Source organism: Tindallia californiensis (assembly GCF_900107405.1).
Classification (GTDB): domain Bacteria; phylum Bacillota; class Clostridia; order Peptostreptococcales; family Tindalliaceae; genus Tindallia; species Tindallia californiensis.
Genome location: NZ_FNPV01000001.1, coordinates 120,932 through 147,335, shown reverse-complemented (window position 1 = coordinate 147,335; position 26,404 = coordinate 120,932). Strand labels below are relative to the sequence as shown.

Annotated in this window: 27 protein-coding genes, 2 tRNA genes and 1 riboswitch; of the genes, 19 read left to right on the top strand and 10 right to left on the bottom strand. The window is 37.4% G+C overall.

Annotated features, from left to right (window positions below):
* Positions 1-108 precede the first annotated feature (108 nt).
* The 7 genes from BLV55_RS00735 (at position 109) to BLV55_RS00705 (ending at position 6,745) form a co-directional block, all read left to right on the top strand.
* Positions 109-882: a WG repeat-containing protein gene (locus tag BLV55_RS00735; RefSeq protein ID WP_176968189.1), complete on the top strand. Its 774-nt coding sequence runs from the start codon at positions 109-111 to the stop codon at positions 880-882.
* The gene (locus BLV55_RS00730; protein ID WP_093309921.1) at positions 875-1,645 is read left to right on the top strand and encodes a transglycosylase SLT domain-containing protein; all 771 of its coding nucleotides are present in this window, start codon (positions 875-877) and stop codon (positions 1,643-1,645) included. Before BLV55_RS00735 ends, BLV55_RS00730 begins: the two co-directional genes overlap by 8 nt.
* A 202-nt stretch (positions 1,646-1,847) precedes the next feature.
* Positions 1,848-2,885, top strand: coding sequence for an N-acetyl-gamma-glutamyl-phosphate reductase (argC, locus tag BLV55_RS00725; RefSeq protein ID WP_093309919.1), 1,038 nt, complete (start codon positions 1,848-1,850; stop codon positions 2,883-2,885).
* Between the two features lie 23 nt (positions 2,886-2,908).
* Positions 2,909-4,150: a bifunctional glutamate N-acetyltransferase/amino-acid acetyltransferase ArgJ gene (gene argJ / locus BLV55_RS00720; RefSeq protein ID WP_093309916.1), complete on the top strand. Its 1,242-nt coding sequence runs from the start codon at positions 2,909-2,911 to the stop codon at positions 4,148-4,150.
* Between the two features lie 13 nt (positions 4,151-4,163).
* Complete coding sequence (gene argB / locus BLV55_RS00715; RefSeq protein WP_093309912.1) at positions 4,164-5,024, top strand: acetylglutamate kinase; 861 nt, start codon at positions 4,164-4,166, stop codon at positions 5,022-5,024.
* Between the two features lie 40 nt (positions 5,025-5,064).
* Entirely contained in the window at positions 5,065-6,258 is a 1,194-nt protein-coding gene (locus BLV55_RS00710; protein ID WP_093309908.1) for an aspartate aminotransferase family protein, read from the top strand.
* Positions 6,259-6,370: 112 nt separating this feature from the next.
* Entirely contained in the window at positions 6,371-6,745 is a 375-nt protein-coding gene (locus BLV55_RS00705) for a PilZ domain-containing protein (protein ID WP_176968188.1), read from the top strand.
* Here BLV55_RS00705 and BLV55_RS00700 read toward each other — a convergent pair.
* The gene (locus BLV55_RS00700; protein ID WP_176968187.1) at positions 6,742-7,479 is read right to left on the bottom strand and encodes a lysophospholipid acyltransferase family protein; all 738 of its coding nucleotides are present in this window, start codon (positions 7,477-7,479) and stop codon (positions 6,742-6,744) included. The two genes, BLV55_RS00705 and BLV55_RS00700, sit on opposite strands and share 4 nt — an antisense overlap.
* A gap of 120 nt (positions 7,480-7,599) precedes the next feature.
* Between BLV55_RS00700 and BLV55_RS00695 the strand changes: the two genes are divergently transcribed.
* From BLV55_RS00695 to BLV55_RS00670, 6 genes are all read left to right on the top strand, one after another.
* A complete protein-coding gene (locus tag BLV55_RS00695; protein ID WP_093309901.1) occupies positions 7,600-8,439 on the top strand; it encodes a carbon-nitrogen hydrolase family protein in 840 nt (279 codons plus the stop codon).
* Between the two features lie 81 nt (positions 8,440-8,520).
* A riboswitch (Lysine riboswitch) is annotated at positions 8,521-8,703 on the top strand.
* Positions 8,704-8,823: 120 nt separating this feature from the next.
* The gene (locus BLV55_RS00690) at positions 8,824-9,822 is read left to right on the top strand and encodes an aspartate-semialdehyde dehydrogenase (protein ID WP_093309899.1); all 999 of its coding nucleotides are present in this window, start codon (positions 8,824-8,826) and stop codon (positions 9,820-9,822) included.
* Positions 9,823-9,874: 52 nt separating this feature from the next.
* On the top strand, positions 9,875-10,747 hold the full coding sequence (gene dapA, locus BLV55_RS00685; RefSeq protein WP_093309897.1) for a 4-hydroxy-tetrahydrodipicolinate synthase: 873 nt from the start codon (positions 9,875-9,877) through the stop codon (positions 10,745-10,747).
* 30 nt (positions 10,748-10,777) lie between these two features.
* Positions 10,778-11,506 carry a 4-hydroxy-tetrahydrodipicolinate reductase gene (gene dapB / locus BLV55_RS00680; protein WP_093309894.1) on the top strand — a complete coding sequence of 243 codons (729 nt, stop codon included), beginning with the start codon at positions 10,778-10,780 and terminating at the stop codon, positions 11,504-11,506.
* Between the two features lie 39 nt (positions 11,507-11,545).
* Positions 11,546-12,259, top strand: coding sequence for a 2,3,4,5-tetrahydropyridine-2,6-dicarboxylate N-acetyltransferase (gene dapD, locus BLV55_RS00675; protein WP_093309892.1), 714 nt, complete (start codon positions 11,546-11,548; stop codon positions 12,257-12,259).
* Between the two features lie 2 nt (positions 12,260-12,261).
* Positions 12,262-13,485 (top strand): aspartate kinase, encoded by a 1,224-nt coding sequence (locus tag BLV55_RS00670; protein ID WP_093309889.1) that lies wholly within the window; start codon positions 12,262-12,264, stop codon positions 13,483-13,485.
* Positions 13,486-13,520: 35 nt separating this feature from the next.
* Here BLV55_RS00670 and BLV55_RS00665 read toward each other — a convergent pair whose 3' ends face one another.
* The 6 genes from BLV55_RS00665 to BLV55_RS00640 all read right to left on the bottom strand — a co-directional run bounded on the left by BLV55_RS00665 (position 13,521) and on the right by BLV55_RS00640 (position 17,664).
* A complete protein-coding gene (locus BLV55_RS00665; RefSeq protein WP_093309887.1) occupies positions 13,521-14,624 on the bottom strand; it encodes an NADH:ubiquinone reductase (Na(+)-transporting) subunit F in 1,104 nt (367 codons plus the stop codon).
* A gap of 13 nt (positions 14,625-14,637) precedes the next feature.
* On the bottom strand, positions 14,638-15,225 hold the full coding sequence (locus BLV55_RS00660) for an NADH:ubiquinone reductase (Na(+)-transporting) subunit E (RefSeq protein WP_093309884.1): 588 nt from the start codon (positions 15,223-15,225) through the stop codon (positions 14,638-14,640).
* Positions 15,225-15,854: an NADH:ubiquinone reductase (Na(+)-transporting) subunit D gene (locus BLV55_RS00655; protein WP_093309882.1), complete on the bottom strand. Its 630-nt coding sequence runs from the start codon at positions 15,852-15,854 to the stop codon at positions 15,225-15,227. The genes BLV55_RS00660 and BLV55_RS00655 overlap by 1 nt, the downstream gene beginning before the upstream one ends.
* Positions 15,847-16,464 (bottom strand): RnfABCDGE type electron transport complex subunit G, encoded by a 618-nt coding sequence (locus BLV55_RS00650; protein WP_093309879.1) that lies wholly within the window; start codon positions 16,462-16,464, stop codon positions 15,847-15,849. The genes BLV55_RS00655 and BLV55_RS00650 overlap by 8 nt, the downstream gene beginning before the upstream one ends.
* Positions 16,461-17,426: an RnfABCDGE type electron transport complex subunit D gene (locus BLV55_RS00645; RefSeq protein WP_093309878.1), complete on the bottom strand. Its 966-nt coding sequence runs from the start codon at positions 17,424-17,426 to the stop codon at positions 16,461-16,463. Before BLV55_RS00645 ends, BLV55_RS00650 begins: the two co-directional genes overlap by 4 nt.
* Before the next feature lie 162 nt (positions 17,427-17,588).
* A tRNA-Val gene (locus tag BLV55_RS00640) sits at positions 17,589-17,664 on the bottom strand.
* 173 nt (positions 17,665-17,837) lie between these two features.
* Here BLV55_RS00640 and BLV55_RS00635 point away from each other — a divergent pair.
* Positions 17,838-18,485 carry an HD domain-containing protein gene (locus tag BLV55_RS00635; protein ID WP_176968186.1) on the top strand — a complete coding sequence of 216 codons (648 nt, stop codon included), beginning with the start codon at positions 17,838-17,840 and terminating at the stop codon, positions 18,483-18,485.
* Here the strand turns inward: BLV55_RS00635 and BLV55_RS00630 are convergent.
* Both BLV55_RS00630 and BLV55_RS00625 read right to left on the bottom strand, forming a co-directional pair.
* Positions 18,449-19,717 (bottom strand): [Fe-Fe] hydrogenase large subunit C-terminal domain-containing protein, encoded by a 1,269-nt coding sequence (locus BLV55_RS00630; RefSeq protein WP_093309876.1) that lies wholly within the window; start codon positions 19,715-19,717, stop codon positions 18,449-18,451. The two genes, BLV55_RS00635 and BLV55_RS00630, sit on opposite strands and share 37 nt — an antisense overlap.
* Positions 19,718-19,775: 58 nt before the next feature.
* A complete protein-coding gene (locus tag BLV55_RS00625; RefSeq protein WP_093309874.1) occupies positions 19,776-20,582 on the bottom strand; it encodes an NAD(+)/NADH kinase in 807 nt (268 codons plus the stop codon).
* Positions 20,583-20,710: 128 nt separating this feature from the next.
* Here BLV55_RS00625 and BLV55_RS00620 point away from each other — a divergent pair, with 128 nt between their 5' ends.
* Positions 20,711-21,640 carry an RluA family pseudouridine synthase gene (locus tag BLV55_RS00620; RefSeq protein ID WP_093309872.1) on the top strand — a complete coding sequence of 310 codons (930 nt, stop codon included), beginning with the start codon at positions 20,711-20,713 and terminating at the stop codon, positions 21,638-21,640.
* 42 nt (positions 21,641-21,682) lie between these two features.
* On the opposite strand, the gene BLV55_RS00615 is transcribed toward BLV55_RS00620, so the two are convergent.
* Positions 21,683-21,759 (bottom strand) — tRNA-Ala (locus BLV55_RS00615).
* A 234-nt stretch (positions 21,760-21,993) separates the two neighbouring features.
* On the opposite strand from BLV55_RS00615, the gene BLV55_RS00610 reads away from it, so the two are divergent.
* From BLV55_RS00610 to BLV55_RS00595, 4 genes are all read left to right on the top strand, one after another.
* A complete protein-coding gene (locus BLV55_RS00610; protein ID WP_093309870.1) occupies positions 21,994-23,220 on the top strand; it encodes a molybdopterin molybdotransferase MoeA in 1,227 nt (408 codons plus the stop codon).
* Positions 23,221-23,243: 23 nt separating this feature from the next.
* The gene (locus BLV55_RS00605; RefSeq protein ID WP_093309869.1) at positions 23,244-25,166 is read left to right on the top strand and encodes a molybdopterin biosynthesis protein; all 1,923 of its coding nucleotides are present in this window, start codon (positions 23,244-23,246) and stop codon (positions 25,164-25,166) included.
* A 33-nt stretch (positions 25,167-25,199) separates the two neighbouring features.
* Positions 25,200-25,646, top strand: a complete 447-nt coding sequence (locus tag BLV55_RS00600) for an MOSC domain-containing protein (RefSeq protein WP_093309867.1) — start codon at positions 25,200-25,202, stop codon at positions 25,644-25,646.
* Between the two features lie 96 nt (positions 25,647-25,742).
* Complete coding sequence (locus BLV55_RS00595; protein WP_093309864.1) at positions 25,743-26,363, top strand: GGDEF domain-containing protein; 621 nt, start codon at positions 25,743-25,745, stop codon at positions 26,361-26,363.
* Positions 26,364-26,404 lie beyond the last annotated feature (41 nt).

Sequence of the window (26,404 nt, the reverse complement as noted above, 5' to 3'; positions counted from 1 at the left end):
AAGCCGATAAAAAGAATATGGAAAAGGCTAACAAGTAAAAAATGAACAGTAAGGAGTAGTAAAAAAAGAAAAAGCTGCATGATAAAATCACAGAAAAGAGGTGGCAACATGGAAGAAGAAAAAACATCTGAAGAGACAAAAGAGACAAAAGTTGCAATGTCGAGGGAATTGACGAAAAAACAGGCATTTCTTTTGATTGGGGCAGTAGTCATACTTAGCTTATTAATAACGGGAAGCGTCTTATTTCTTTTATTTGGACGGGATGAGGTTGAAATAACTAATATGGATGAGGCTATCGGTAGCCAGTCTGATGCGACACAAGAAAGAAGTTCTTTACAAAATCCGGGATCAAAAAATAAAGAAGAGGCAAATGTGTTAGAAAATAAACAGCGTCTACCTGTTAAAATAGGAGACTATTGGGGATATGTCGATATCGAAGGTAATGTGGTGATAGAGGCAATTTTTGATGAAGTTGATATCTTTAGTGAAGGCGTCGCTTTTGCTCGATATAAAGAACGGGTAGGTTTTATAGATAAAGAAGGTCACTGGATTATTTCTCCTGTTTATGAACATGCGTTACCTTATCATAATGGGATAGCAGCTGTACGGATGGATGGGAAATGGGGATATATAGATATCGAAGATCAATTTACTATCAAAGCTGAGTACGAAGATGCTAGGAGTTTTTCTGAAGGAAGGGCATCTGTAAAGCTTAATAATCGGTGGGGATATATTGATGAAAATGGTGTTATGATCGTGGAACCACAGTTCAAGAGAGCTTGGAACTTCTTTGAAGGTATCGCTCAAGTAGAAACGGATGGAGGAAACGGATATATAAACTTAGAAGGAGACTGGATTTGGAATCCTGAATGGAATGAATAAAAGTAAAAAAACATTAATAATATGGACTTTGTTAGCCGTAGCGATACTGATGGTGTTTTTTATCTTAGTACCAGGCTGGATATGGAGTGAGTATAAAAAAGAAGTGGATGGCATAGCTACTTTAAGAAAAGAAGCAATAATGGTTCATTATAGAGTTTCTAATCCGTTGGAAAGACGTCATGATGACTATTTGGATAATATTTATCACAAAGGATTTCATCGTGAACATTTATTATCAGCGGAGGAACAATATTTACTTGATTTTTTAGTGAGTGAAACAGGGATGAGTAATGAAGATGTTTGGATATTAATGAGAAATAGCTTTGATAAAGAGATTCCAATATGGATAGTGATAGGCTTAATTCATGTGGAAACTGGAGGTACCTTTGAGAAAGAGCTTGTAGGTCAGCATCAAGATAGAGGGTTTATGCAAATAACACCGATCACTGAAAAACATCTTTTTGAATTATATCATGATCAATGGTTTTTTACGTATGATCCGGAAAAAATATTTGAAAATTGGTATAACCTACCATTAGGGTTAATGTACCTAAAACACAATGTCGAAAGATCTCAAAAAGACTATGGCGATGTTGACTGGCACAAGGTGTTGAGTGAATATAACATGGGACCTACAGGGTTATCACGAGTGTATGAGTGGCATAAAAGTTACAAAACTACTTACTCAAAAAGGGTCTTAGAAAAGAAGGCAGAGTGGATGGGGAAGTACGAAAGTAAAAATATACAAAATGATGAATTTTAATACAATCAATCTTTCTGTTATAAAATGAAGTTGTGAAATTTTTTGTGTTATAGTAATGACTTTATCTTTTTTAATAGATTTTGACTTGGATGTGATTTGCATAATAAGTCAGTTTCGTGTATAATGGATGAAATATTTGCATGAAGTGCCCAAAAACAAGCGATTATGTGATGCAAATGATTATTTTGCGAGGAGGTAAACAATGATAAAAGCAGGGATCATGGGTGCAACAGGTTATACAGGTGCTGAACTGGTGCGGTTATTAGAATTACATCCTGAAATAGAAACGATTTTCCTTGATTCAAGAAGTTATGAAGGCGTCAGATTTGATGCTATTTATCCAAATCTTCGCAGCAAAGTGGAGGATATTTGTCGATCCATTAATGTTGACGACGTGCCTGAAGATACGGATATCATATTTTCTGCTCTTCCCCATCGAGTTAGTCAAAGTAAAGTGTTGCCATTAATCAAAAGAGGCTTTAGAGTGATTGATTTTTCTGCAGACTTTCGGCTTCGGGAAGCAACAATATATGAACATTGGTATGAAACAAAACACTTGGATGATAGAACTCTTAAAAAGGCTGTTTACGGTTTACCTGAATGGTATGCTGATAGCATCGCAAATGCTGCTTTAGTAGCGAATCCAGGATGCTTTCCTACCAGCATTTTATTGCCACTTTTACCCTTATTAAAAGAAAAACGGCTCCATAACAAAGAGATTATTATTGATTCAAAAACGGGTGTTTCGGGAGCAGGACGAAGTTCATCGGAAGTAAATATATTTTCACAGGTTAATGAAAATATCAAAGCGTATAACATAGGTAAGCACAGACATACACCGGAGATCGAGCAAGAGCTGTCGCTGGCGGCGGGATCTTCCGTAAATATTTTATTTACGCCGCACTTAATTCCTATAGATCGTGGTATTTTATCAACCATTGTTATATCGGCTGAAGGGATAACGAGAAAAGATGTTGAAACATGCTATGAAGCGTATTATGAGAAAGCGCCTTTTATACGAATATTAAAAGAAGGATATCTTCCGGAAACGAAAGCTGTTAAAGGGTCGAACTTCTGTGACATAGGATTTGTCATTGATTCAAGAAGTGGTAAATTGGTGGTGGTTTCGGCGATTGATAATTTACTAAAAGGTTCTTCAAGTCAGGCTGTTCAAAACATGAATGTGATGTTTGGATTAGATGAAAGAACTGGTTTGGATACAGCGCCTATATGGCCTTAATGTAGTAGAAAAGGAGTGGAAGGATGAAGAACAGCAATACATCGTTTAAAATAGTAGATAATGGTTCTATTACAAGTCCAAAAGGTTTTTTGGCGAGTGGTATTTGCACAGGAGTCAAAGAAAATGAGCAATTGGATTTAGCTTTAATATACTGTAAGAAAAAGGCTGTGGCAGCTGGTGTTTTCACACAGAACAACGCAATGGCAGCTCCGGTCATCATTAGCAAAGAAATCTTAAAACGACAATCATTAAAAGCTATTATAATAAATAGTGGGAATGCCAATGCGTGTACAGGAAAACGTGGGATGGAAGACGCTGAAACCATACAAAAAACAACTGCTGCGTTTTTGGATATCGATTCGACAGAGGTAGCCATTGCATCCACCGGTGTCATTGGAGTACCATTGCCGATGGATAATATTATAGAAGGTATTCCGGAAGCGGCAAAACAGCTAAGTAAAAAAGGCGGGAAAGCGGCAGCTCAAGGAATTATGACAACGGATACGATCAATAAGGAAATTGCTGTTGAAATAGAATTGGATGGGAAGATAGCGACTATCGCGGGAATAGCGAAGGGATCAGGGATGATTCATCCTAATATGGCAACGATGCTTGGTTTCATCACGACGGATATTGTGATTAGTCCAAGTTACTTTCAAGCAATTTTAAGGGAAATAACTGAGGGTACTTTCAATATGGTTACAGTAGATGGAGATACGAGCACTAATGATTCGGTTATTGCAATGGCTAACGGTGAAAGTGGCAATCGGGAAATGAATGAGAATCATCCCCAAAAAGATATGTTTGTTCAAGCGCTCCAATATGTATGTGAATATCTTGCGAAATCTATTGCTAAGGATGGCGAAGGAGCATCAAAATTTATAGAGGTAGAAGCACATGGTTTTATAACCGTTAGTGATGCTAGAAAAGCAGCGAAAACCATAGCGGGTTCAAATCTTGTAAAAACGGCTATTTTTGGAGAAGATGGAAACTGGGGAAGAATGATTTGTAGTCTTGGGTACTCGGGAGTACCCTTTGATATGGAAGGAGTCAAGCTTAATCTGAGTGATGGACAGGAGAAAAATGTGAAAGTGTTGGAAAATGGGCTTCCGTTAGAGTATGACGAGGAATTGGTAACAACAATCCTAAAAAATCAATCTGTTCGCATTATTGTTGAAGCTAACAATGGAAGTTCGTCTGCTACCGCCTGGGGCTGTGATCTTACTTATGATTATATAAAAATCAATGGCTCCTATAGAAGTTAGAGGAGGAGTATGGATGAGCAGGACGGATCAAAAAAAAGTTAATCCAGAAATGCTGGTGGAAATGATACCTTTTTTAAGAAGATATCATAAAAAAGTAATCCTCATCAAATATGGCGGGAATGCCATGGTCAATGATGAGTTAAAGAAACAAGTGATAGAGGACATCGTCTTAATGAAATATATGGGGATGTATCCAGTTATTATACATGGTGGGGGCCCTGAAATAACAAGTATGTTAGAATTGATAGGAAAAAAATCAACATTTGTAGAAGGGCTTCGTGTGACAGATAAAGAAACGATGATTGTTTCTGAAATGGTACTTTCAGGAAAAATTGCAAAAGATTTGGTAGCGAGGATTAGTTCTTATGGAATCAAATCGATAGGATTAAGTGGACAGGACGGAGGGCTTATTGTAGCGGGACAAAAAAACCCTGAACTAGGATACGTAGGTGAAATTAAAACAATCAACTCGGAGTTAATAAATAAGTTGCTAAGTGAAGATTTTATTCCAGTGATTTCATCGATTGGTTGTGATGAAGATGGAAACCGGTATAATATTAATGCAGATGAAGCGGCTGGGAAAATAGCGATTGAATTAAAGGCGCCTGTTCAAATTATGTTAACGAATATAGAAGGAGTGATGAAATCTCAGGGAGATGAGATGAAAGTCATACCTCGAATGAATGTTAATGAAATTGATGACTACATTGAGGAAGGAATCATAACGGGAGGAATGATTCCGAAGGTTAAAGGTTGTGCAGAGTCTGTCAAAAATGGTGTTGAAAGGGTATATATAATCGATGGTAGAAAAAGCCACTCGTTGTTATCAGAAATTTTTTCTGACCTTCATGAAGGAACAATAATATACCAATAACGATAGGAATAGCGAATGACTATTAGGAGGAAGTATAAATATGCTAAAGAATGAGTTTATTAGAGCAAGTGAAGGTATTATCATGAATACTTATAAACGAGTACCAGTAGTGTTTGTTGAAGGCAAAGATTGTATGCTGATTGACTCTGAAGGAAATAAATATTTGGATATGGTAGGCGGATTAGCTGCTTCGGGGATGGGGCATTCACCTGACTTTTTAGTAGAGGCGATAATGAATCAGGCAAAAAAATTAATGCATGTAACAAATTATTATTGGAATGAGCCACAATATGAACTTGCGAAGTTATTAGTAGACAACTCCTTTGGGGATAAAGTTTTTTTCTGTAATAGCGGTGCGGAAGCTAATGAGGCGGCCCTTAAATTAGCAAGAAAATATGGTTATAAGATGTTTGATACCCCAAGGTATGAAATTGTTACCGTAAGTGAGTCTTTTCATGGAAGAACGCTGGGTACCCTGAGTGCGACAGCTAAGGAAAGCTATCGTGAAGGATACAAACCGTTACCAGAGGGGTTCAAGCAAGTACCTTTTAACGATGTAGAGTCGTTAGAAAATGCTGTGTCGGAGAAAACCTGTGCGATTATGTTTGAGCCTCTCCAAGGAGAAGGCGGACTGACCCAAGTTTCGGAGGCGTTTGTTAATAAGGTGAACGACCTTGCCAAGAAACAGGGCCTTTTAATTATTGTAGACGAAATTCAGTGTGGATTAGGAAGAACGGGTGCTATGTTTGCTTATGAGCAATATGGTATTATACCTGATATTATGTCATTGGCAAAAACAATGGCTGGCGGTTTTCCTATTGGAGCAATTGTTGCAACAGAAAAGGTTGCAGATGCATGGAATCCTGGAGATCATGGAACCACCTTTGGTGGAAATCCATTAGCTTGTGCAGCGGGAGCAGCAACAATGAAAGAGATAATAAATCAAAATATACCTGAGAAGGTAAAAGAAGACGGAGCATATTTGATCCAAAAATTACAGATGTTGAAAGAAAAATATGATTTTGTAAAACAAGTAAAAGGAAAAGGGCTTATGGTAGGGTTGGAACTTAATTTTCCGGGAGATGAAATTGTCAGAAAAGCTTTTGACAAAAAACTGATTATTAATTGTACTTCAGGAAAGGTGTTGCGGTTTCTTCCTCCAATGGTGATAAAAAAAGAAGAGATTGATCTATTTGTGAATACTTTAGATCAGGTTTTCCAAGAAGTAAACTGATTTCCCCCTCTTTTGAGGGGGTTTCCTTTTTATAACCGATATTCACTGATTTTGATGGGTATAATAACTAAAGAATTTGAAAACCAATGATGGAAAGCGAGGAGCGGTTAAAGTGGAAGAAAAAAGAAAAGTTACTCGTATTGAATTTCATATTAAAGGAAAGGTGAAAAGCAGGAATATAAATCTTATAGGCCAAGTACACGACTTAAGCTTAAAAGGTTTATTCCTGAAAGTGGAAAAACCTTTGGAGGCATCCTTGTTAGGAGAAAAAGTTGAAGTATTGATTGAATTGATGGACCATGCTTCTAATATAGAAATACAGGCAGAAGGATCTATTGTTCGAATGGAAGAAAATGGAATTGGAATTAGATTAGAACATATCGATTTAGATTCCTTTACACATCTAAAAAACATCATATCCTATAATGCTGGTGATCATGATCGAATTATGGATGAATTTGTTGACACCATGTACCATGAAGATTAATCAATGGATAACAAAGAGCTTCCTCCTAACTCTTTGTTAATTAATTGAAAAACATCAGTTAGAAGTTGGTTGGTAGTAGTGCTTTCCACGTATTCAAGGTCGAATAAAGGTAATATCTTGATCTTTACATCTGCTGGCTGGATTCGATTAGTTGTTTCAAACATATCGCAGGTGCCTTGTATGGCTACTGGTAAAATGGGAACCCCTGCTTTCTGTGCCAATTTTAAACTACCAGGTTTGAAGGAAGACATTTCCTTTCCTTTGCTTCGGGTTCCTTCTGGAAAAATAACCATTGAATGCCCATCCTTCAGGGTGTGTTGAGCCTTTTGAATGGCTTTAATTGATTGGCGTAAATCCTTGCGATCAATAAAACTACATTCAATCAAATCCATCCATTTTGATATGACAGGAATCTTTTGCAACTCTTTTTTTGCAACAAATCCCATGGGTAAAGGAATCGTACTTACTAATAAGGGAATATCAAAATAACTTTGATGATTACTAACAATTAAAACAGGTCCACTTTCAGGAATATTTTCTGCACCTTCAATGGTTACCTTGCTACCTGATTTATTAATAATACGATGAGACCATCTCTGTCCAATTTTTTGAGTGAAATCTCTTTTTTTGAGATTATCACCGTTTTTTTCCATAGATTTTGCTCGACGGGCACAAAAGATAATGTACACTAGATATAAAAGGAAATCAAACAACCAATAAGCGGTTCTTAGCATAGAATCCTTCCTTTCTGGAAATAAATATAATAACGGATTACATTTTATCATAAATGCTATATAGTTATAAGGTAGAGATAAAAATAAAAACAATTTTATGATTTTAAGGGGTGTTTTCATATGGAACCTTTTAGGCTTTCGATATGTCAAATGATGGTGAAAAATAATAAGAAAGAGAACTTGCAAAAAGCAGAATTCATGATTAGAAAAGCTGTTTCTGATGTTAACTCCCAAATAGTGGTATTGCCGGAAATTTTTAACTCACCATATAGTATCGAATGCATGGAGAAAACAGCAGAAGAGGAAGGAGGCATTACAACTAGAATGCTTTCATCCTTAGCGAAAGAGCTTAAAATTACGTTAATAGGTGGGTCTATTGCTGAAAAAGCTGATGGTAAAATATATAATACGTCCTATACATATAATACCATTGGAAAGTGTATTGGAAAACACAGGAAAATTCATTTATTTGATGTCGATATTAAAAATGGCGTTCGCTTTATGGAATCGGATCTTCTATCCGCTGGTAATAAAGTGACGGTTTTTGATACAGCATATGGCAAAGTTGGAATAGCCATTTGTTTTGATATGAGATTTCCAGAATTAATTAGGCTAATGGCCTTACAACAAGCACGTATAATCATTGTGCCGGCAGCATTTAATACAACTACAGGACCTGCGCATTGGCATGAAACAATAAAAATGCGTGCCGTTGATAATCAGGTCTATTTTGTGGCAGCTTCTCCGGCTAGAAATGAAGAAGCAGAATACCATGCTTATGGCCACTCGACGATTTGCGATCCTTGGGGGACTGTGTTAGCATCAACTGATGAAAAAGAATCAATAGTGACAACGGAGATACTACCAGATCGTGTTGATTCAATCCGTAATCAATTGCCATTATTGAAGCTTCGAAGAACAGATATCTATAATCTTGAAACATTCAAGACTAAAAAATGACTATCGGAGAGTCTTAGGTAATCTTGACAGTGCTTTTAAAGGTATGATAATATTATAAATGGTATTTATATAATTGAATGATAGATCGATAGAGGATGCGCTAAGAAAAAGTAGAAATTCGGATGATAAGAGGTAAGCACTCAATGCCGATTTTCAAAAGGTCTGGGCGCCGAAGTTTCTGAACATGCTTTCGTTCATGAAACTGGGAGCAATTGCGAATAGCGTTGCTACTGTCATGGATGCCCATGGAGTGCTATTGGAAGACGAATTCATGCCTATAAGGTCATTATAGGTGTGCTATCTTTTTAATGGTATGATTTCTCCCGGGTTTGGTTCCGGGAGTTTTTTCATAAATGGGGTAGATAAAAAAGGGAGGCGTGTGAAATAGGACTTAACATTGGAATAGTAGGAGCTACAGGGGCTGTAGGAAGAAAAATATTAGAAGTACTTAATGAAAGAAATATTAACCTTGATAAGGTGCGCTGCTTTGCGTCATCGAGGACGGCTGGAGAACAGTTGGAATGGAGAGACCAAACGATTACCGTTGAATTATTGACAGAAGAAAAGATGCGAGAAAAGTATGATTATCTTTTGTTTTCAGCCGGCGGAGATATATCGAAAGAATATGCACCGATTGCAAAAGAAGCCGGAAATATCGTAATAGATAACTCTTCTTATTGGCGCATGCATGAAGAAATACCGCTGGTCGTACCTGAAGTAAATGGCCATATATTGCGTGACTACAAAGGTATCATTGCTAATCCTAATTGTTCTACCATCCAAATGGTAATGGCTCTGGCGCCGTTACATCGTGTTTATCAAATGAAGCGAATTGTTGTATCTACTTATCAGGCGGTATCTGGGAGTGGTAATAAGGCAATTCTTGAGTTGGAAAAACAAAACGATGACCCGAACTATCCGCCATCTGTTTATCCAAAACCAATTGCGGCAAATTGCCTCCCTCATATCGACGTATTCTATGAAAATGGATTTACCAAAGAAGAACTTAAAATGGTCAATGAAACCCAAAAGATATTCAATGACGAAACCATACAGGTTAACGCAACAGCTGTTCGAGTGCCTGTTTTTAATGGGCATAGTGAATCGGTAACGGTGACATTTAACAGCACTCCACGGTTGTTAGAAGTTAGAGAGTTACTCAGTAGCGAAGCGGGAATAACTTTATTAGATGATCCGGCCCATCTAAAGTATCCGACACCCCTTGAAATTCAAGGGAGTGATTCGACTTTTGTGGGACGTATTAGAAAAGATTTATTTGATCCCTGCACGCTTTCTATGTGGATCGTTGCTGATAATTTGCGTAAGGGGGCTGCTACCAACGCTGTTCAAATTATCGAAAAGATGGAAGAGATGAAGCATTAGGTAGGCTTGTGGAATACTGTAACAAAGAAGATTTAATAAGGAGGCGATAGTTATGTTTAAAGGTACAGGGGTAGCTCTTATAACACCCTTCAAAGAAGGGGAAATTGACTTGGAGAGCTATAAAAAATTAATAGACTTTCAGATAAAAAATGATTGCCAATGTTTGGTTGTTTTGGGAACTACTGGAGAAGCATCGACATTAACTGATGAAGAAAAAAAACAAATAATAACAACGGCAGTGGACCATGTGAATCGTAGAATACCAGTCCTTGTAGGCACAGGAAGTAATAATACATCAGTGGCTATTGACAGTTCAAAGAAAGCAGAAGCTTTAGGAGCAGATGGGGTATTGGTGGTAACTCCTTACTATAACAAAGCTACTCAAAAAGGTCTTATAACCCACTTTGAAACTATTGCTAAAAGTATCGGCATACCTTTAGTCTTATATAATGTACCTGGGCGTACAGGTGTCAACATGGAACCGGAGACGGTGGAAAAGCTTTCGCAAGTAAAAAATATCATCGGTATTAAAGAAGCCAGTGGGAATATATCGCAAGTTTTAGAAATAAAACGTTTGGTTTCGGAGGATTTTCTGATTTTTTCTGGAAATGATGATAATATATTGCCAATATATTCTATTGGAGGTCACGGAGTTATTTCAGTGATGGCGAATGTAATACCAAAAGAAACTGAAGAAATGTGTCGCTCTTTTTCAGAAGGAAACATTAAGAAGGCCATAGAGCTTCAGGTAAAGTATAAGAAACTCTTTAACCATTTGTTTGCAGAAGTTAACCCAATACCTGTAAAAGCAGCCATGGCATTAATGAATAAAATCAATAATGAACTAAGACTCCCGCTGACTTCCATGGAAGATGATAAAATGAATGAACTGGAAAAAGAGATGAAAACCTTGAATATTATATAGAACGGATGTTTTAAGGAAGGGTGTGTTTTTTTGAATTTACTAGTATGGGGAAAAACAGGGAAGATGGGGAAAATGATTATTGAAATGGCCAAAGAAGATCCTTTTTGGCATCAAGTACAAGGGATTGGTTCGCATGATGATTATGAGAGCTACTTACTAACGCCGAATGTCGTCATAGATTTTTCTCATCCAAATGCGTTGGATAAAGTACTGGACTATGTGAAAAATCGAAACTGTCCCTTGGTGATAGGGACGACGGGTTATAATGATCAGCAGCTATCGGCCATAGAAAAAGCTTCTAAAGAGATACCTTTGGTATATGCAACGAATATGTCTTTAGGAATGAACCTCCTGTTTTCTATGGTTGAAAAAGTAGCATCCGTATTAAAAGATTCTGTTGATATTGAAGTGGTAGAGTCACATCATAATAGAAAGAAAGATGCACCTTCAGGAAGCGCTAATACGATAGTGGAATGTATAGAAAAAGGATTAGGTGAAAAAAGGCAGCATGTTCATGGGAGAGAAGGGCAATGTCCTCGCAGTGCAGGAGAGATTGGTATTCATAGTATTCGAGGAGGAAATATTATTGGACGCCATGAAGCCAGCTTTATTCACGAATTAGAAAGCATTACACTTGTTCATGAAGCATATAACCCTTCAGTATTTGCAAAAGGAGCACTTGAAGCAGCAAAATTTTCTTTGCAATCAGAAGCGGGTCTGTATAACATGAAAGATGTCTTAGGCATGAAAGATGCTTAAAAGTCAAGGGAATACTTAAAATAAGATGGAGGGAATACGATGGAAGCAAAACAAATAATTGAATATATCCAAAAAAGTGAAAAGAAAACGCCTGTAAAGGTTTACATTAAAGGTAATCTACAGTCTGTTGATTGGGAAAAATATAATGGAAAATATTTTGTGAATTCACAAAATGGAACATTGTTTGGAGATTGGAAAGAAACAGAAGCTTTTATAAATGAACATGGCGAGTTCATTGAAGATCACGTTGTGGAGTGGGATCGTAATATGTCGGGGGTTCCGTTGATGGATTACAAAGGCATTCCGGCTAGGATTGAACCAGGATCTATTATACGTGAAAAAGTGGAGATACAACCGAATGTCATTGTTATGATGGGTGCTGTTATCAATATTGGAGCCATCATTGGTGAAGGAACAATGATTGATATGAATGCGGTTATAGGTGGAAGAGGAATGGTTGGGAAAAACTGCCATGTAGGAGCTGGTGCTGTTATTGCAGGTGTGATTGAGCCAGCATCGGCAACTCCTGTTGTGATAGAAGATGGTGTTATGATTGGAGCTAATGCTGTCGTTTTAGAAGGTGTGAGAATAGGTGAAAATTCAGTAGTTGCAGCAGGGGCTATTGTAACAGAGAATGTACCTGCTAATGTGGTTGTTGCAGGCACACCGGCAAAAATATTAAAAAAAATAGACGATAAAACAAAATCTAAAACAGGTTTAGTTGAAGCATTGCGACAACTGAACGAGGATTAAAAATGAATATTGTTGTACAAAAATATGGTGGAACATCTGTTGGATCACCAGAAAAAATAAAAAATGTTGCTCGAAAGGTAATTCAAAAGAAGCAGGAAGGATATCAGGTTGTTGTTATTGTTTCGGCCATGGGAGACTCTACAGATCGTTTAATGAAACTGGCTCATGAAATTTCGGAATATCCGAATTCTCGGGAGTTGGACGTACTGCTGACCACAGGTGAACAAGTGTCGATCGCTTTACTTGCTATGGCGATATGGGATTTGGGAGAACCGGCGATTTCCTTTACGGGTTCTCAGTTAAACATTCAAACAACGGCTATCCATCAAAAGGCAAGAATTCTTGATATGAATGTTGATAAAATCCACCAAGAACTATCTAAAAATAAGATAGTTGTTGTTGCTGGTTTTCAAGGTGTAGGAAAAGACCAAGAATTTACTACTTTAGGCAGAGGTGGAAGTGATACCTCTGCGGTAGCTTTGGCGGCAAAATTACGAGCTTCCTGTGAAATCTATACAGATGTTGATGGAATCTACACAATGGATCCCAGAAAGTTGAAAAAAGCAAAGAAGATTGATCAGATTACTTCAGAAGAAATGATGGAGATGGCTAGTTTAGGAGCTGGTGTTCTTCACCATCGTTCCGTTGAACTGGCTCATAAATATAGGGTTCCACTTTATGTTGCTTCAGCCTTTGATCCAGTGACTGGGACCAGAATCATTAGTGGAGGAAGTGGTGAGTTGGAAGAAAGTGTTGTGACAGGAATGACATCCAGTCATTCGGATATACAAGTAACACTAATGTACTTGCCTGCAAGTATGAAAAGTCTGCGTCGCATCTTTGATGAAATGGCTCAAAAAGAAATAAATGTTGATATGATTTCTCAAATGAAGGTGGATAAGAATCGGATGCATGTAAGTTTTACGGTTCCGAAAGAAGATGCTCATTATGCTAAAGTCATGATGGAATCGTGGAAAATGGAAGACGACCTTATACAGTGGGAGATTAATGAAGATATTGTTAAGATGTCTATCGTAGGTTTAGGGATGCGTTCTCATTCGGGTGTTGCTGGAAAAGTGTTTGATTTATTAGCACAGGCTGATATTGAAATCAAAATGATTACAACATCAGAAATTAATCTTTCTTGGGTAATTGATGCAAAAGAAGAAGAAAAGGCAATAGAACTAATAGGCGAAGGATTTGAATTGACAAATTGTCATGCATAAAAAACGCCCTCCGATAAAAGGAGGGTGTTTTTTTACTATCCAAACTCATCATAAAATACGTTTTCATCAGTAAAGCCTTTTTCCTTAAGTTTTTTAACGGCAGATTCTATCATTACAGGACTGCCGCATAGATAAGCTTCTTTGTTATCTGCATTATCAATATATTTTTCGATGGAATCAGTAACTCGTCCCCGATCGCCATCCCACGGATCTTCCTCAGCAACTCTAGAAAGTACCGGCTTATAAGAAAAGTTAGGCAATATCTCTTCGAATTCTTTCATTTCGTCAGCTAAAACAAGATCTTTTTCAGTTTTAGCTCCGAAGAAAAAGGTGGTTTTGCGGTTGATGTTTTCTTCTTTCAACTGATATAGGATACTTCGGATAGGTGCTAGTCCTGTTCCTACAGCAATCAGTACAATATCAGCATCGCTTTCCTTTTGAAGATAAAAATCTCCAAAGGGTCCGTTGAAAGATACGCTATCTCCTTCTTGCAAAAATTGGTGAACATAGGTTGTAACAAGACCTTCTTCCACATACCCGATAATAAGCTCAATATAATCATGATTTGATGCAGGGGAAGCGATAGAATAAGCTCTAAATACTTCCTCGGGGTTTCCTGGATATGGAGGTGCTAATAATTGGACATATTGACCAGGGGTAAAGTCAATTTGTTGACCGTCTGAAATTTGGATTTTTAAGAAGCGGATAGTGTTAGTAAGTTCTTTGATAGAATCAACAACAGCTTCGTATTTTCTGGCATTGAGCAGATCTTCCGGTATGGTTAATTTCAAATCTGATTTTACTTTTACTTGACAAGATAAACGGAGGTTGTTTTTTAGATCGTCCTCATTAAGAAATGAAGTTTCGGTTGGTAATACAGGACCTCCGCCTTCTGTAATTCCACACTTACAAAGGCCACAAGTGCCTTTTCCTCCGCAGGCCGATGGTAAAAATAGTTCTTGCTCATTTAGGGTGTTAAGCAATGTGCTGCCACCTTCGACGATAAACTCTTTATCGTTATTAATAAGGATGTTACATTCACCGTAATTAGCAATGTATTGATTTGCCAGCGTTAAAATTAAAGCAAGAATGCCAGAAAGGCTACTCATAATGCCTACTGTAATCATGATTTGCGTCATTTTTCAGCCTCCTCTACTGTACATTTGCGATTCCAGAAAAACCAATAAAAGCTAAAGCCATTAAGCCGATAATGATCAGGGTGATTCCTGCGCCTTCCAGACCTTTAGGAACTGGAGCATTTTTGATTTTTTGTCGAATTCCTGCTAAAGCTACAATTGCTAATGTCCAACCAATACCAGATCCTAGTCCAAAAAACGTAGACTGAATCAAATTATAATCACGAATAACCATGAAAAGAGAAACACCAAGTATGGCACAGTTTACAGTTATCAGAGGAAGGAAAATACCCAAAGAGTAGTAAAGCGTAGGAACATATCGTTCAACGATCATTTCCACCAGCTGAACAAAGGCAGCTATGAGGATGATAAATACAATAAATCGCAAATATTCTAAGTTATATGGCACTAATATATGATGGTAGATGAGGTAATTGATAACAGACGTTCCTGTTAAAACAAAGGTGACAGCTTGGCCAAGCCCCCATGCTGTTTTAATTTCTTTGGAGACAGCAATAAAAGAACACATTCCTAAGAAATTGGCTAAAATCATATTATTCGTAAAAATAGATGCCATAAAAATAACCATAGGGTTTATTTCCATTATTTAGCACCTCCTGTTGCTGGCTTGTTTCCTTCTTTATCTGGGATATAAGTATTGGCGATCCAAATGAGAATGCCCAGCATAAAGAAAGCTCCCGGAGGCATAATCATGAATACCCAGTTTGTCCAGTTTTCACCTAAAACGTTAATACCAAATAGAGATCCAAAGCCGAGTAATTCTCTAAAAAAAGCTATAAATAGTAAAACGAAGCTATAGCCTACTCCTGATGCGACCCCATCAATAAAAGAAGTTAATGGAGGGTTGTTTTGTGCAAAAACTTCACATCTACCCATAATAATGCAGTTGGTTATAATGAGACCAACATAAGGGCCTAAAGCTTCGCTCATAGAAGGCCAATAGGCTTTTAACACAATATCGACAATAATGACATAAGCAGAGATAATAAGGGTCTGCACCATCATACGGATATGCTTCGGAGTAAATTTGCGAATAATAGAAACGGTCATACTGGAAAACGAAGCAACAAAGATTAATCCAATACCCATCACAAGAGAGTTAATCATTAAGTTGGTAACCGCCAGAGCTGAGCAGATTCCTAATATTTGTCTAAAAACAGGATTGTCCTTGAATACACCGAGAGAAAAAATATTTCTAATTTTTCTAATCATTTTGTAACGCCTCCCGAGTTTCGGACATAAACTGTTTCATATTATTATTAAAAATATCTCTGACAGCATTGGAAGTTCCTGTGGCACCGGAGATAGCATCTACCTGGCCGTCAGGATCCGGTCGGTAAGTGAGAAACTGATGAGACTCATCAGGATCGATTTCAATACCTCGGAACTGTTCCTTAAAAGATTCTTCATCAATACGAGCGCCTAATCCGGGAGTTTCGTTATGAGAAAGAAACTCAATGCCCAGCACTTCGTTAAAATCAGTGGATAAGGAGACCAGTCCTTTAAGGTCACCCCATACAGCACTACCGGTAATCGGAACAATATAGGCAATTAATTCGCCATTTTGATCAAACCCTTCATAAATAGTCTGATCGTTTACTTCTATTTCATGAATGTGTTTTTCATATAATGAGTTAATGGTTTCGGCATTGGTTTCTTCTGGAAGCTTGTCTAAAACGTATAGAAAAGATATTTGATCAGAAAGTTGCTCATTTAATTGAATTCTTTCGATCGTTATGGCGTTAATACTTGCAAGTACAGAAGTATATATAAAAGTGACGATTACCATAAACACGACGGGTTTAAGGTTTAATTTTTTCATGCTTTCACCTTCTTTCTCATAGCTTTTAACGACTTAACCCCTTCGTCCATAATAGGAACAAAGGTATTCATGATTAAAACAGAAAAAGCGGCCCCTTCTATAAAAATACCGAAATATCGAATAATAACCGTAATAATACCGATTAAAAATCCGTAAATCCACTTAGCGGAGCTGGTTTTAGGAGCCGTGGTAGGCTCGGTAACAAAATAGATAGAAGTAAAAAGGAAACCACCCGTTAAAAGCCCGTAAATAGGATTAGGAACATTGTTGACTCCGGATATAAACAAAAGGCTGTGAATAGTGAGAAAGCCTGTGATAGAAGAAACGATTAATCGCCAGTCAGCGGCTTTTCTGGACAGAAGAAAAAGTGCTCCTAAAATAAGAAGGATAGCACTGGTTTCACCGATAGAGCCAGATGTATAACCCCATAGAACTTCGTTGTATGATAGCAGTTCTCCTGTTGCTCTAAAGGCAGGCATAGGGGTTGACTCTGATACGGTATCTAAAACAGGAGTTATGTATTGTGTAAACCCTCCGGGAAAAGAAGTTGATGCATGGTTCCAAGAGGCTGTAAGATATTCGGGGAATGAAACGTATAAAAACATTCTGCCAGCTAATGCTGGATTAAACACATTGCGTCCGAAACCCCCAAATACTTCTTTGGCAAACAAGACACCAAAGACAATGCCTACAATGGCAACCCAGTAGGGAGTTGCAATGGGAAGGGAAAGGGTGAACAATACACAAGTTACTAATACGGCTTCGGTAACTTTTTGATTTCTTTTTTTTACAAAGATGTATTCTGTAGCGATTCCTGCTACAGAGACTACTATCAAAAGAGTTAAAACTCTCAATCCAAAAAGGTAGGTAGATCCTAAGATTAACGGCAAAAGACTAACTAAAACATGGCGCATAAGTGGTTGTTTCTGGAAAAAAGATGAAATCTTGTTGTGAAATATCATAAGCATTCCCTCCATCTGATAATAGAAATCTGTAGCTTTATTACCCGAAATGATGAGATGCAAAACAGTACTTAAAAAATTAAAGAATATTTACTAGAAGAACAGAAAGAAGCATACGAAAAAAGGCTAGATATCATAAAGATACTTAGCCTTCTCATTGGTTGGTGGGGAATGAGGGACTCGAACCCACGACTTTATCCACGTCAAGGATACACTCTACCAGCTGAGTTAATTCCCCTAAATAATAACAAGACTATTTTACCACAGAAAGTAGTAAAAAGTAAATGGATATATGAATATGGATGAAGATTATGGTACAATCAGTACATACAATGATACAGAAGAGATAGGATGAAAATGAAAAAAGCATTGTATGCATTCTTAATTTATAGGATAGTGGAAGTGATAAATATGTCAGTAGAAAAAAAGGTTGAAAAAGCAGATCAGTATTCTAAAGAATCTCTTAGTAAAATGATTGGTGGATATAAAGGGATAATAGAAACTTGCGAGAAACATATGCGATGGATAGAGAAGAGTCATTACTTTAACCCTAAAGGACTTCATGGTCCGGACCATACACAAAGGGTTATGATCCTTGCGATTTTGATTGGACAACTTTATCGTATTTCCGAAGAAGAAGAAAAAATATTAATTTTTTCAAGTCTTTATCATGACATTGGAAGACATAATGATCAAAAAGACTCCTTTCATGGTACTAAAAGTGTACAAAAGGTGAAGGCGCTAAAAAGAAGAATGCGCTTAAATTGTTCTCAAGAATTGGATATTGCAACAATGATCATTAGATATCATTCGGTAGACGATTCTATTGCAATGGAAGAACATAAAAAAATTCAGAGAGGATGGAGTGATAAAGCATATACAACCATGTCGAAACTATATTTGATTTTTAAGGATGCAGACAACTTAGATAGAGTACGTATTAATGATTTGGATATCCGTTATTTAAGAAATAAGGAAAGTGTTAAGCTTACATCTTTTGCTGAGGATTTATACTATTTTCATCAAAAAGAATCGAGCGTCATTCCTTTTTTAAAGTAGGTTTTTTTAATCAAAACAACACATTCTTCTAATGCAGCCCTGTTTTGTACAATGTCTTCTGCGAATGCACGACAGGACGGTGCGCCGCATGCGCCACAGTCAATGTCAGGAAGTTTTTTGAGGGTTTTATCAACTTGTTCAAGTTTTAAAAGCGCTTTTGATAAATCTTGATCTAATTTTGTTGAATGAAGAGGTTGAATAGGCTGAGTGAAAAGAAATTTTTCCGGCGAAATACTCGGAGATTCTGTTTTAATATGTTGATATTTCTTGGCAATCACTCGAATGCGACTTTGTGCAATAAAAGGGTTTTCTACATTCAAGCTTCCACCAACACAACCATTAATACAGGCTTGACATTCTAAAAACTTTAAGTGCCTCATTTTTCCGTATTCGATTTCTTCTAATACGCTAATGACGTTACTGATGCCATCAACGGCCATGTATTCATCGATTTTCAAAGAAGCTGCTTGACCGCCCACTCGAGACCAATTAATGCCTTCGGAAGACGGATAGACACGTTGCAGTGATTTTCCTGCATTATCCTTTAGAAATCTATTTACCAAACCAAAAACCTTATGAATAGGAAGTGACATGCTGATATTGGTTTTTTGTGTGCCTAAGGGCCTTAAAAAACTAGAAATGCGGGCAGGGCAGGGGGTAGAATAGTATACGCCGATTTCTTCTGCTTTTAATCCATATTTACGCATAGCTTCTTCTCGAGCCATATAAGCAGCTATCTCTACGGGTGAATCAATTGGAAGAATGTGGTGGATAAGTTCAGGAAATCTTAACTGGATTAATCGGATAATCGCCGGACAGGAAGAAGAAATGATAGGTGTTCTTCTCTGTAAATGCAAATATTTTTGCGTGAACTTCGTTACAACATCAGCACCTTTTGATATCTCATATACTTCGGAACAGCCTGATTTTTTAATGCCAGTTAAGATTAGCTCAGGGGAAATTTCTGTTGGGAACTGGCTATAGATGATAGGATCTACAAGGGCAATTTTCAGTGCATAGTTGGACACGCCACGATATCCTTTTGTAACGCCGTGGAATGCGTTATAAGGACATACGGAAATGCAAACACCACAATTGATACACTTTTCATGCATTACGCTTGCTTTTTCATTAGTAACACGGATGGCTTCTGTAGGACAACGCTTGATGCAATTGGTACATCCAATACACTTTTCAGAGTTAAGACTGATAGGATGATATCGGGAAGGCATACAGGAACCTCCTTACAGTTCGCCTATGGTTTTTATTAGGTATAAATAGGGTTTTTAGTTAAAGAAATTTTGTAATCACTTTATTCCAAAAGTCATGTTGGTTTAATCTTAACATATAGATGGCCTGATTACTTAAAGAAATATTAATTTCTTTGAAAGAGGTTTGAGGTTGTTCAATTCCATCGGCAGAGATCATGACATAACTTTCGGGCTCTCTCTCTGGCATAATACGAATAGTAGCGTTAGGAGGAAAAATAACGCTAGATGTAAAACACCTATAAGCATTGGTATTAATAGGAGCGAGGGGTGTAATCTGAAGCACTTCTAAGCTGGGATCAACGATGCTGCCTCCTGCTGAATAACTATAGGCTGTACTGCCAGTTGAAGTAGAAACAAGGATTCCATCACCGCTGAATGTTTGAATTAGTTGATTATTTACAGTTATTTTTAGGTGGATTGGTTTACAACGACTACTTTTAACAACGACTTCATTAATTGCCAAAAGGGCTTGAATGTTTTTTTCTAAATCGACTTTAGCGGATAAAGGGTTAATGGTTTCGATAATATAACGGTTATCATGGATCTTTTGTAGAAGCAAATCTATTTGATCTGGTGTTACTTCGGAGAAAAAACCTAAATGTCCTGTGTTGACAGATACAACGGGTGTAGTAGGAAATGATAAATCGTGCATGGTTTTCAAGAAAGAGCCATCACCACCGATGCAGATAATTAAATCGGTGTCAACCTCTAATTGCTTGCTCCAGCTAAATCGGTACTCATCTAATTTCTCTTGTAGCAATAGTTCTGTTTTGCGAGAGAGAGGTAATGAATTACTCAATACGCAGATGTGTTTAATAGTGGACATAGTGGTACCTCCCTACAAGTTTATATGGCATATCATAAACATACACATTAAAAATACAAAAGTCAAACATGATTTCATAAAATACGAATGCTATAAAATGATTATAATTCAGAAGGGTTAGTGAAGCAATGTTACCGATAGAAGATCAGAAATATAATAAAATTGTATACAAAGTAGAAAAAAATGAAGAGGGAATGACATTAAAATCATTACTGAAAAAGCAATGGGAAGTATCGAGTCGATTGATGTCAAGACTGAAAAAAGATAAAAGGGTAACAATAAACAGTAAGTGGGCACCTTACCATCAGATACTTCAAAAAAATGACTTGTTAGTGCTGAACATGGAAGAAGAGAGCTGTGATTTTACACCAATAAACATACCACTGAATATCATTTATGAAGATTTTGATGTACTGGTAATCAATAAACCGCCAGGAATGTTGACACATCCTACAGCAGCAACCAGAGAAGGAACATTGGCAAACGCAGTCATGAATTATATGAATAATCGTGGTGAATGTTATAAGATCAGGTTTGTAAATAGACTTGATATGGATACTTCAGGAGCGATGATTTTGGCAAAAAACTCTTTTGCCCATCAGCAACTTGCAGCTCAGTTGCAATCAAAAATGGTAAAGAAATATTTGGCATTTGTATTGGGGCGTGTAGATAAATCTTACCAGAAGGTAGAAGCACCTATCTATAGACCGGAAACGATTCCTGAGAATGAGCCTCCAAGAAGAGTAGTGGATTCCAGAGGTAAAATGGCAGTTAGTCATTTGGAAAAAGTAGAAGTATATTCAAAAGCTAGTTTGATTCGGATTAAAATAGATACAGGCAGAACTCATCAAATTCGTGTCCATGCTCATCATATAGGGCATCCGATTATAGGGGATGAATTTTATGAACCTGACCAACCTAATCGAATAAAACGACAGGCGCTTCATGCAGAAAGAATTATTTTTGATCATCCACGCACAAAAGAAGAAATTGAATGCAACGCAGAGCTACCAGATGATCTAATAGAATTAAAAAGGTTGTTAGAAAAAGAAATATAAAAAAAGATCCGCAAAAGCGGATCTTTAAGGTTGTAGGATAGATGGTGGAGACGAGGGGGCTCGAACCCCTGACCTCTTGACTGCCAGTCAAGCGCTCTCCCAGGCTGAGCTACGCCCCCACAACAATCTGAATTATAGCATAATCGACAACTGTATGCAAGAGAAATATTTTGGAAGCTGTAGATGGCCAAATACTAAAGAAAACATAAGGTTTATGAGTGCGAAAGAAATCAAAAAAACATGGTATAATTAAAATGGACTATTACTAAGTGATATAAGTGTCTTCAAATCTGAAGGCTAATGGCACACTGATATAAAATGATAGCGAGAGTAATTTTAGGAGGAGGGAAAGAATGGAGTTATTTAAAACAAAAAGTATTCATGAAGTACAAGAAATATTAAAAAACCTATCTTTAGATATTTCTCTTGAATCTGAAGAAGTTGCGCTGGTCGAAGGACTGCATAGACCTTTATGCAATAGCGTTGAAAGCCCTATGGATATTCCGGAGTTTAATCGTTCGACGGTTGATGGTTATGCTGTAAAAGCTACTGATACCCATGGTGCTAATGAATCAATACCGGCTATGCTTAAAAACATAGGAGAAATAGAAATGGGAACCAATACTTCTGTTGAAATAAATGCTGGTGAATGTGTTTATGTACCAACGGGTGGCATGATTCCTGAAGGTAGTGACGCGGTTGTGATGATTGAATGTGTAGAGGTCATGGACAATGAGTTGGTTTTAGTTCACCAATCGGTAGCGGCTGGAGAAAACACCTTATTGAAGGGCGAAGATATGAAAAAAAGAGAAATGATATTTGATAAAGGACATAGATTACGGCCGCAAGATGTGGGTTTACTGGCTGGTATGGGTTTTCAAAGTGTGCATGTCTATGGAAAATTGAAGGTAGGTATTATTTCTACTGGTGATGAGATTGTACAGCCTGGTGATGAATTAACTATGGGTAAGATTATTGATATGAATAGCTATAGTATATCAGCGGCGGCTTTGGAAGATGGGTGTGAAGTGGTGGACACATCAGTAGTACCGGATGATATTGAAATACTAAAAGAAAAATTGCGAATGATGATGAAAAAATGTCATCTCATATTGGTTTCTGGCGGTAGTTCTATGGGTCATCGTGATGTCACAAAAGATGCAATTAATAGCATTGGGGATCCGGGAGTCGTTGTGCATGGAATTTCTGTTAAACCAGGAAAGCCGACTATTATTGGGAAAGTTGGAGACACATTGATGATAGGTCTGCCGGGTCAGCCAGTGTCTGCGTTAGTAGTGTATAGGATTTTAATCAATATCATTATGGAAGCGCTCGTTGGAAGTGGCTCACAGATGTCGACAACAAATGGTAAATTAGCTGTCAATATTCCATCAGCACCAGGTAGAGAACACTATGTGATGGTCAGACTGGACAGGGAAAAGACAGAGAATGTGGTACAACCTGTTCATGGTAAATCTGGAATGTTGTCCATGATGAGTAAAGCCGATGGATTTGTTAAGATCGACGCAAACAAAGAAGGACTGAACAAAGGGACTGATGTGATGATTTATCTATTTTAGCTATTCTGAAAGGAGAAGAGAAATTGACAAAAAAAGATAGAAATCTTTATTTGACGAACAAGCCTCTTCAGGAGGCGATGGAAGAATACCTCCACTCAATTAGTCGATCATTTGCAGGAATATCTGATGAAATAATAATGGTGCAAGACGCTCTGGGAAGAAAAACAGCAAGTCCTGTTTTTGCAAAAATATCTGCACCTCATTACAATGCGGCAGCAATGGATGGAATTGCTGTTGATGCATCGGTTACAAATGGTGCATCTGAAACAAATCCCATACAATTGAAAATAGATAAAGATTATACCATAGTAAACACTGGAGCTCCACTAACAATGAAGCGAAATGCAGTCGTGATGGTTGAAGATATTGTTGAAGTAGACGATGAGACGGTAGAAATAAGGAGCGCGGTTAGTCCCTGGCAACATGTCAGACCTGTAGGTGAAGACGTGGTAAAGGGTGAATTGATTCTATCGGAAAATCATATTATTAGACCGCAAGATATAGCCGCTTTATTAACTGGTGGAATTGAGCGGGTAAAGGTAAAAAGAAAAATATCTGTTGGCATTATTCCGACAGGATCGGAAATCACCGAATTGGTAGACCCTCTTCCGGAAGGGAAAATAATTGAGTCTAATAGCAAGATGTTTTATGCTTTATTATCTTCTTACGAAGCGACAGGGACTACCTATCCAATTGTTAAGGATGAACCTGCCGAGATCCGACTGGCGATTGAAAAAGCAGTAGATGAAAACGATCTGGTAGTGGTTAATGCTGGTTCATCAGCGGGTACGAAAGATTATACGGTAGATGTATTGCGGGAAATAGGAGTTGTTTTTACACACGGTATTGCAATCAAACCTGGAAAGCCTGCTATTCTTGCAGAGGTGAAAGGAAAACCGGTAGTGGGAATTCCGGGATATCCAGTGTCGGCTTATGTTGTTTTTGAGCAGGTGGTAAAGTCGTTGGTTTATGCACTTCAAAATCAGAAACCAATGCTAGTAGAAAAATTAAAAGCAACTTTAGCAAGACGGATAGTATCTTCTTTGAAGCATGAAGAATTTGTTCGTGTAAAAGTAGGGAAGGTAGATGAACGTTGGATCGCCACGCCGTTAAATCGGGGAGCGGGTGTGACGATGTCTTTGGTAAAAGCGGATGGAATTTTAAGAATTCCTCAGTTGACAGAAGGATATGATAAAGGTGATAGTGTAGAAGTTGAACTATCAAGATCACAAGAAGACCTTTCGAACACCATAGTATCCATTGGAAGTCATGATATAGTCATGGATTTGATCGCCAATGAACTGCAGAAAAAGAATGATAACCTAGCACTTTCTTCTGCTCATGTAGGAAGCATGGGTGGAATCATTGCTATGAAACAGAAAGAGTGCCATTTGGCACCTATCCATTTATTAGATGAAATTTCCGGTGAATATAATATTGAATATGTACGAAAATATTTTGCCAATGAAAAGATGAGCATGATAAAATTGGTGAAAAGAAGTCAAGGATTAATGGTTCAACAAGGTAATCCTAAAGAGATCACTTCTTTGGAAGATTTGGGAAGAGAAGATATTTCGATGATTAATCGTCAAAAGGGTGCTGGAACAAGAATTTTATTAGATTATATGATGAAAATAAAAAAAATGGACCCTAACTTGCTTCAAGGTTATCAAAGGGAAATGACTACCCACATGGCGGTAGCTGTCGCAATAAAGAATGATACGGCAGATTGTGGCTTAGGTGTGGAATCAGCAGCGAAAGCGATGGGACTTGACTTTATACCGATTGCATGGGAAGAATACGATCTTTTGATACCTCAATATATGCTGGAAACAGAAAAAATAAAGAGATTGCTCGAAGTAATTAGGAGTGATTCCTTTGTTAAACAAGTGATGCGTCTCGGTGGATATGATTGTTCACAAACAGGAAAAACCATACTAATTTAAGCAAGTAATTATTTTAAGTAAAGGATGATGATAATGGCTAAGGTGCTGTCGATTAATTTAAGTAAAGAAACGGGCGTCGTTAAGACACCTATAGAAAAAGGAGAGTTCATAGAAAATTATGGCCTACAAAATGATGCTCATGCAGGTGAGTGGCATCGTCAGGTGAGTTTGCTTGGCCAGGAAAGTGTTGACAAAATAAGAAAGCTCGGGCTAATAGACAAGCTGGAGCCAGGGGTTTTTGCAGAAAATATTTTAACGGAAGGAATTGTTTTGTATGAGTTAGCGATTGGAACGAGATTGAAGGTTGGTGAAACGATACAAGAAGTGACGCAGATTGGCAAAAAATGTCATCATGGATGTGAAATTTTTCAAAAAGTTGGTGACTGTGTGATGCCAAGAGAAGGCATTTTTACTAAAGTACTTAAAGGTGGGATAGTAAAAGAAGGAGATGAGATAGCCTTAATAAAGAAGGAAGGATAATAGAGGAAATATTTTACTGTGATTTTGTGAACAATTTGGGTATTTTATCCCTAGGAGTGACATTGAGATGAGACTACCTTTAGGGGGTGAAAGTTTATGATAAAAATGATTGAAGGATTTATGACAGATAAAGAATTTTATCATCATTTGCAAAATGAAATTCTGACATTTTCCAAAGAAATCGTCCTAGTGAAATTAAATATAGATGATTTTGAAACCGTTAACCGTTTTTATGGAGAATATGTTGGAGATCAAGTAATTCGAAATACGGCCAAAATGCTGGTAGAAAATCTTAGAGAAGATGATTTGGTATGTAGGACACATAAAGATGAATTTTTAGTAATGATGCCTGACACATCCAGAGAAACAGGGAATATTTTAATAGAAGAAATTAGGAATTTTCGATCAGAACATACGATGATGGTGGGAGAAAAAAGCCTTAAAATAAGGTTTAGTGCCGGAATAGCTTCCTTTCCTCATAATGGTAAAACGAAAGAAGTTTTGATAGAAGCAGTTGATAAAGCCTTAGTGAAAGCAAAAACCCTTGGGAAAAACCGGATTTGCCTTGCTGTTAGGGATGATTGGGTAGAAAAGCATGTGTGTATTACTAAAGAAATGGCACTTAAGCTACGAGAAATAGCTTCAAAAAGAAATAAGACAGAATCTGGACTTATAAGAGCTTGGTTAGAAGAAATGTTAGAAAATCATGATGTGTAAATATTATGGAGTAGGCGCACAAAAAAGCAGTTATCTGAAGA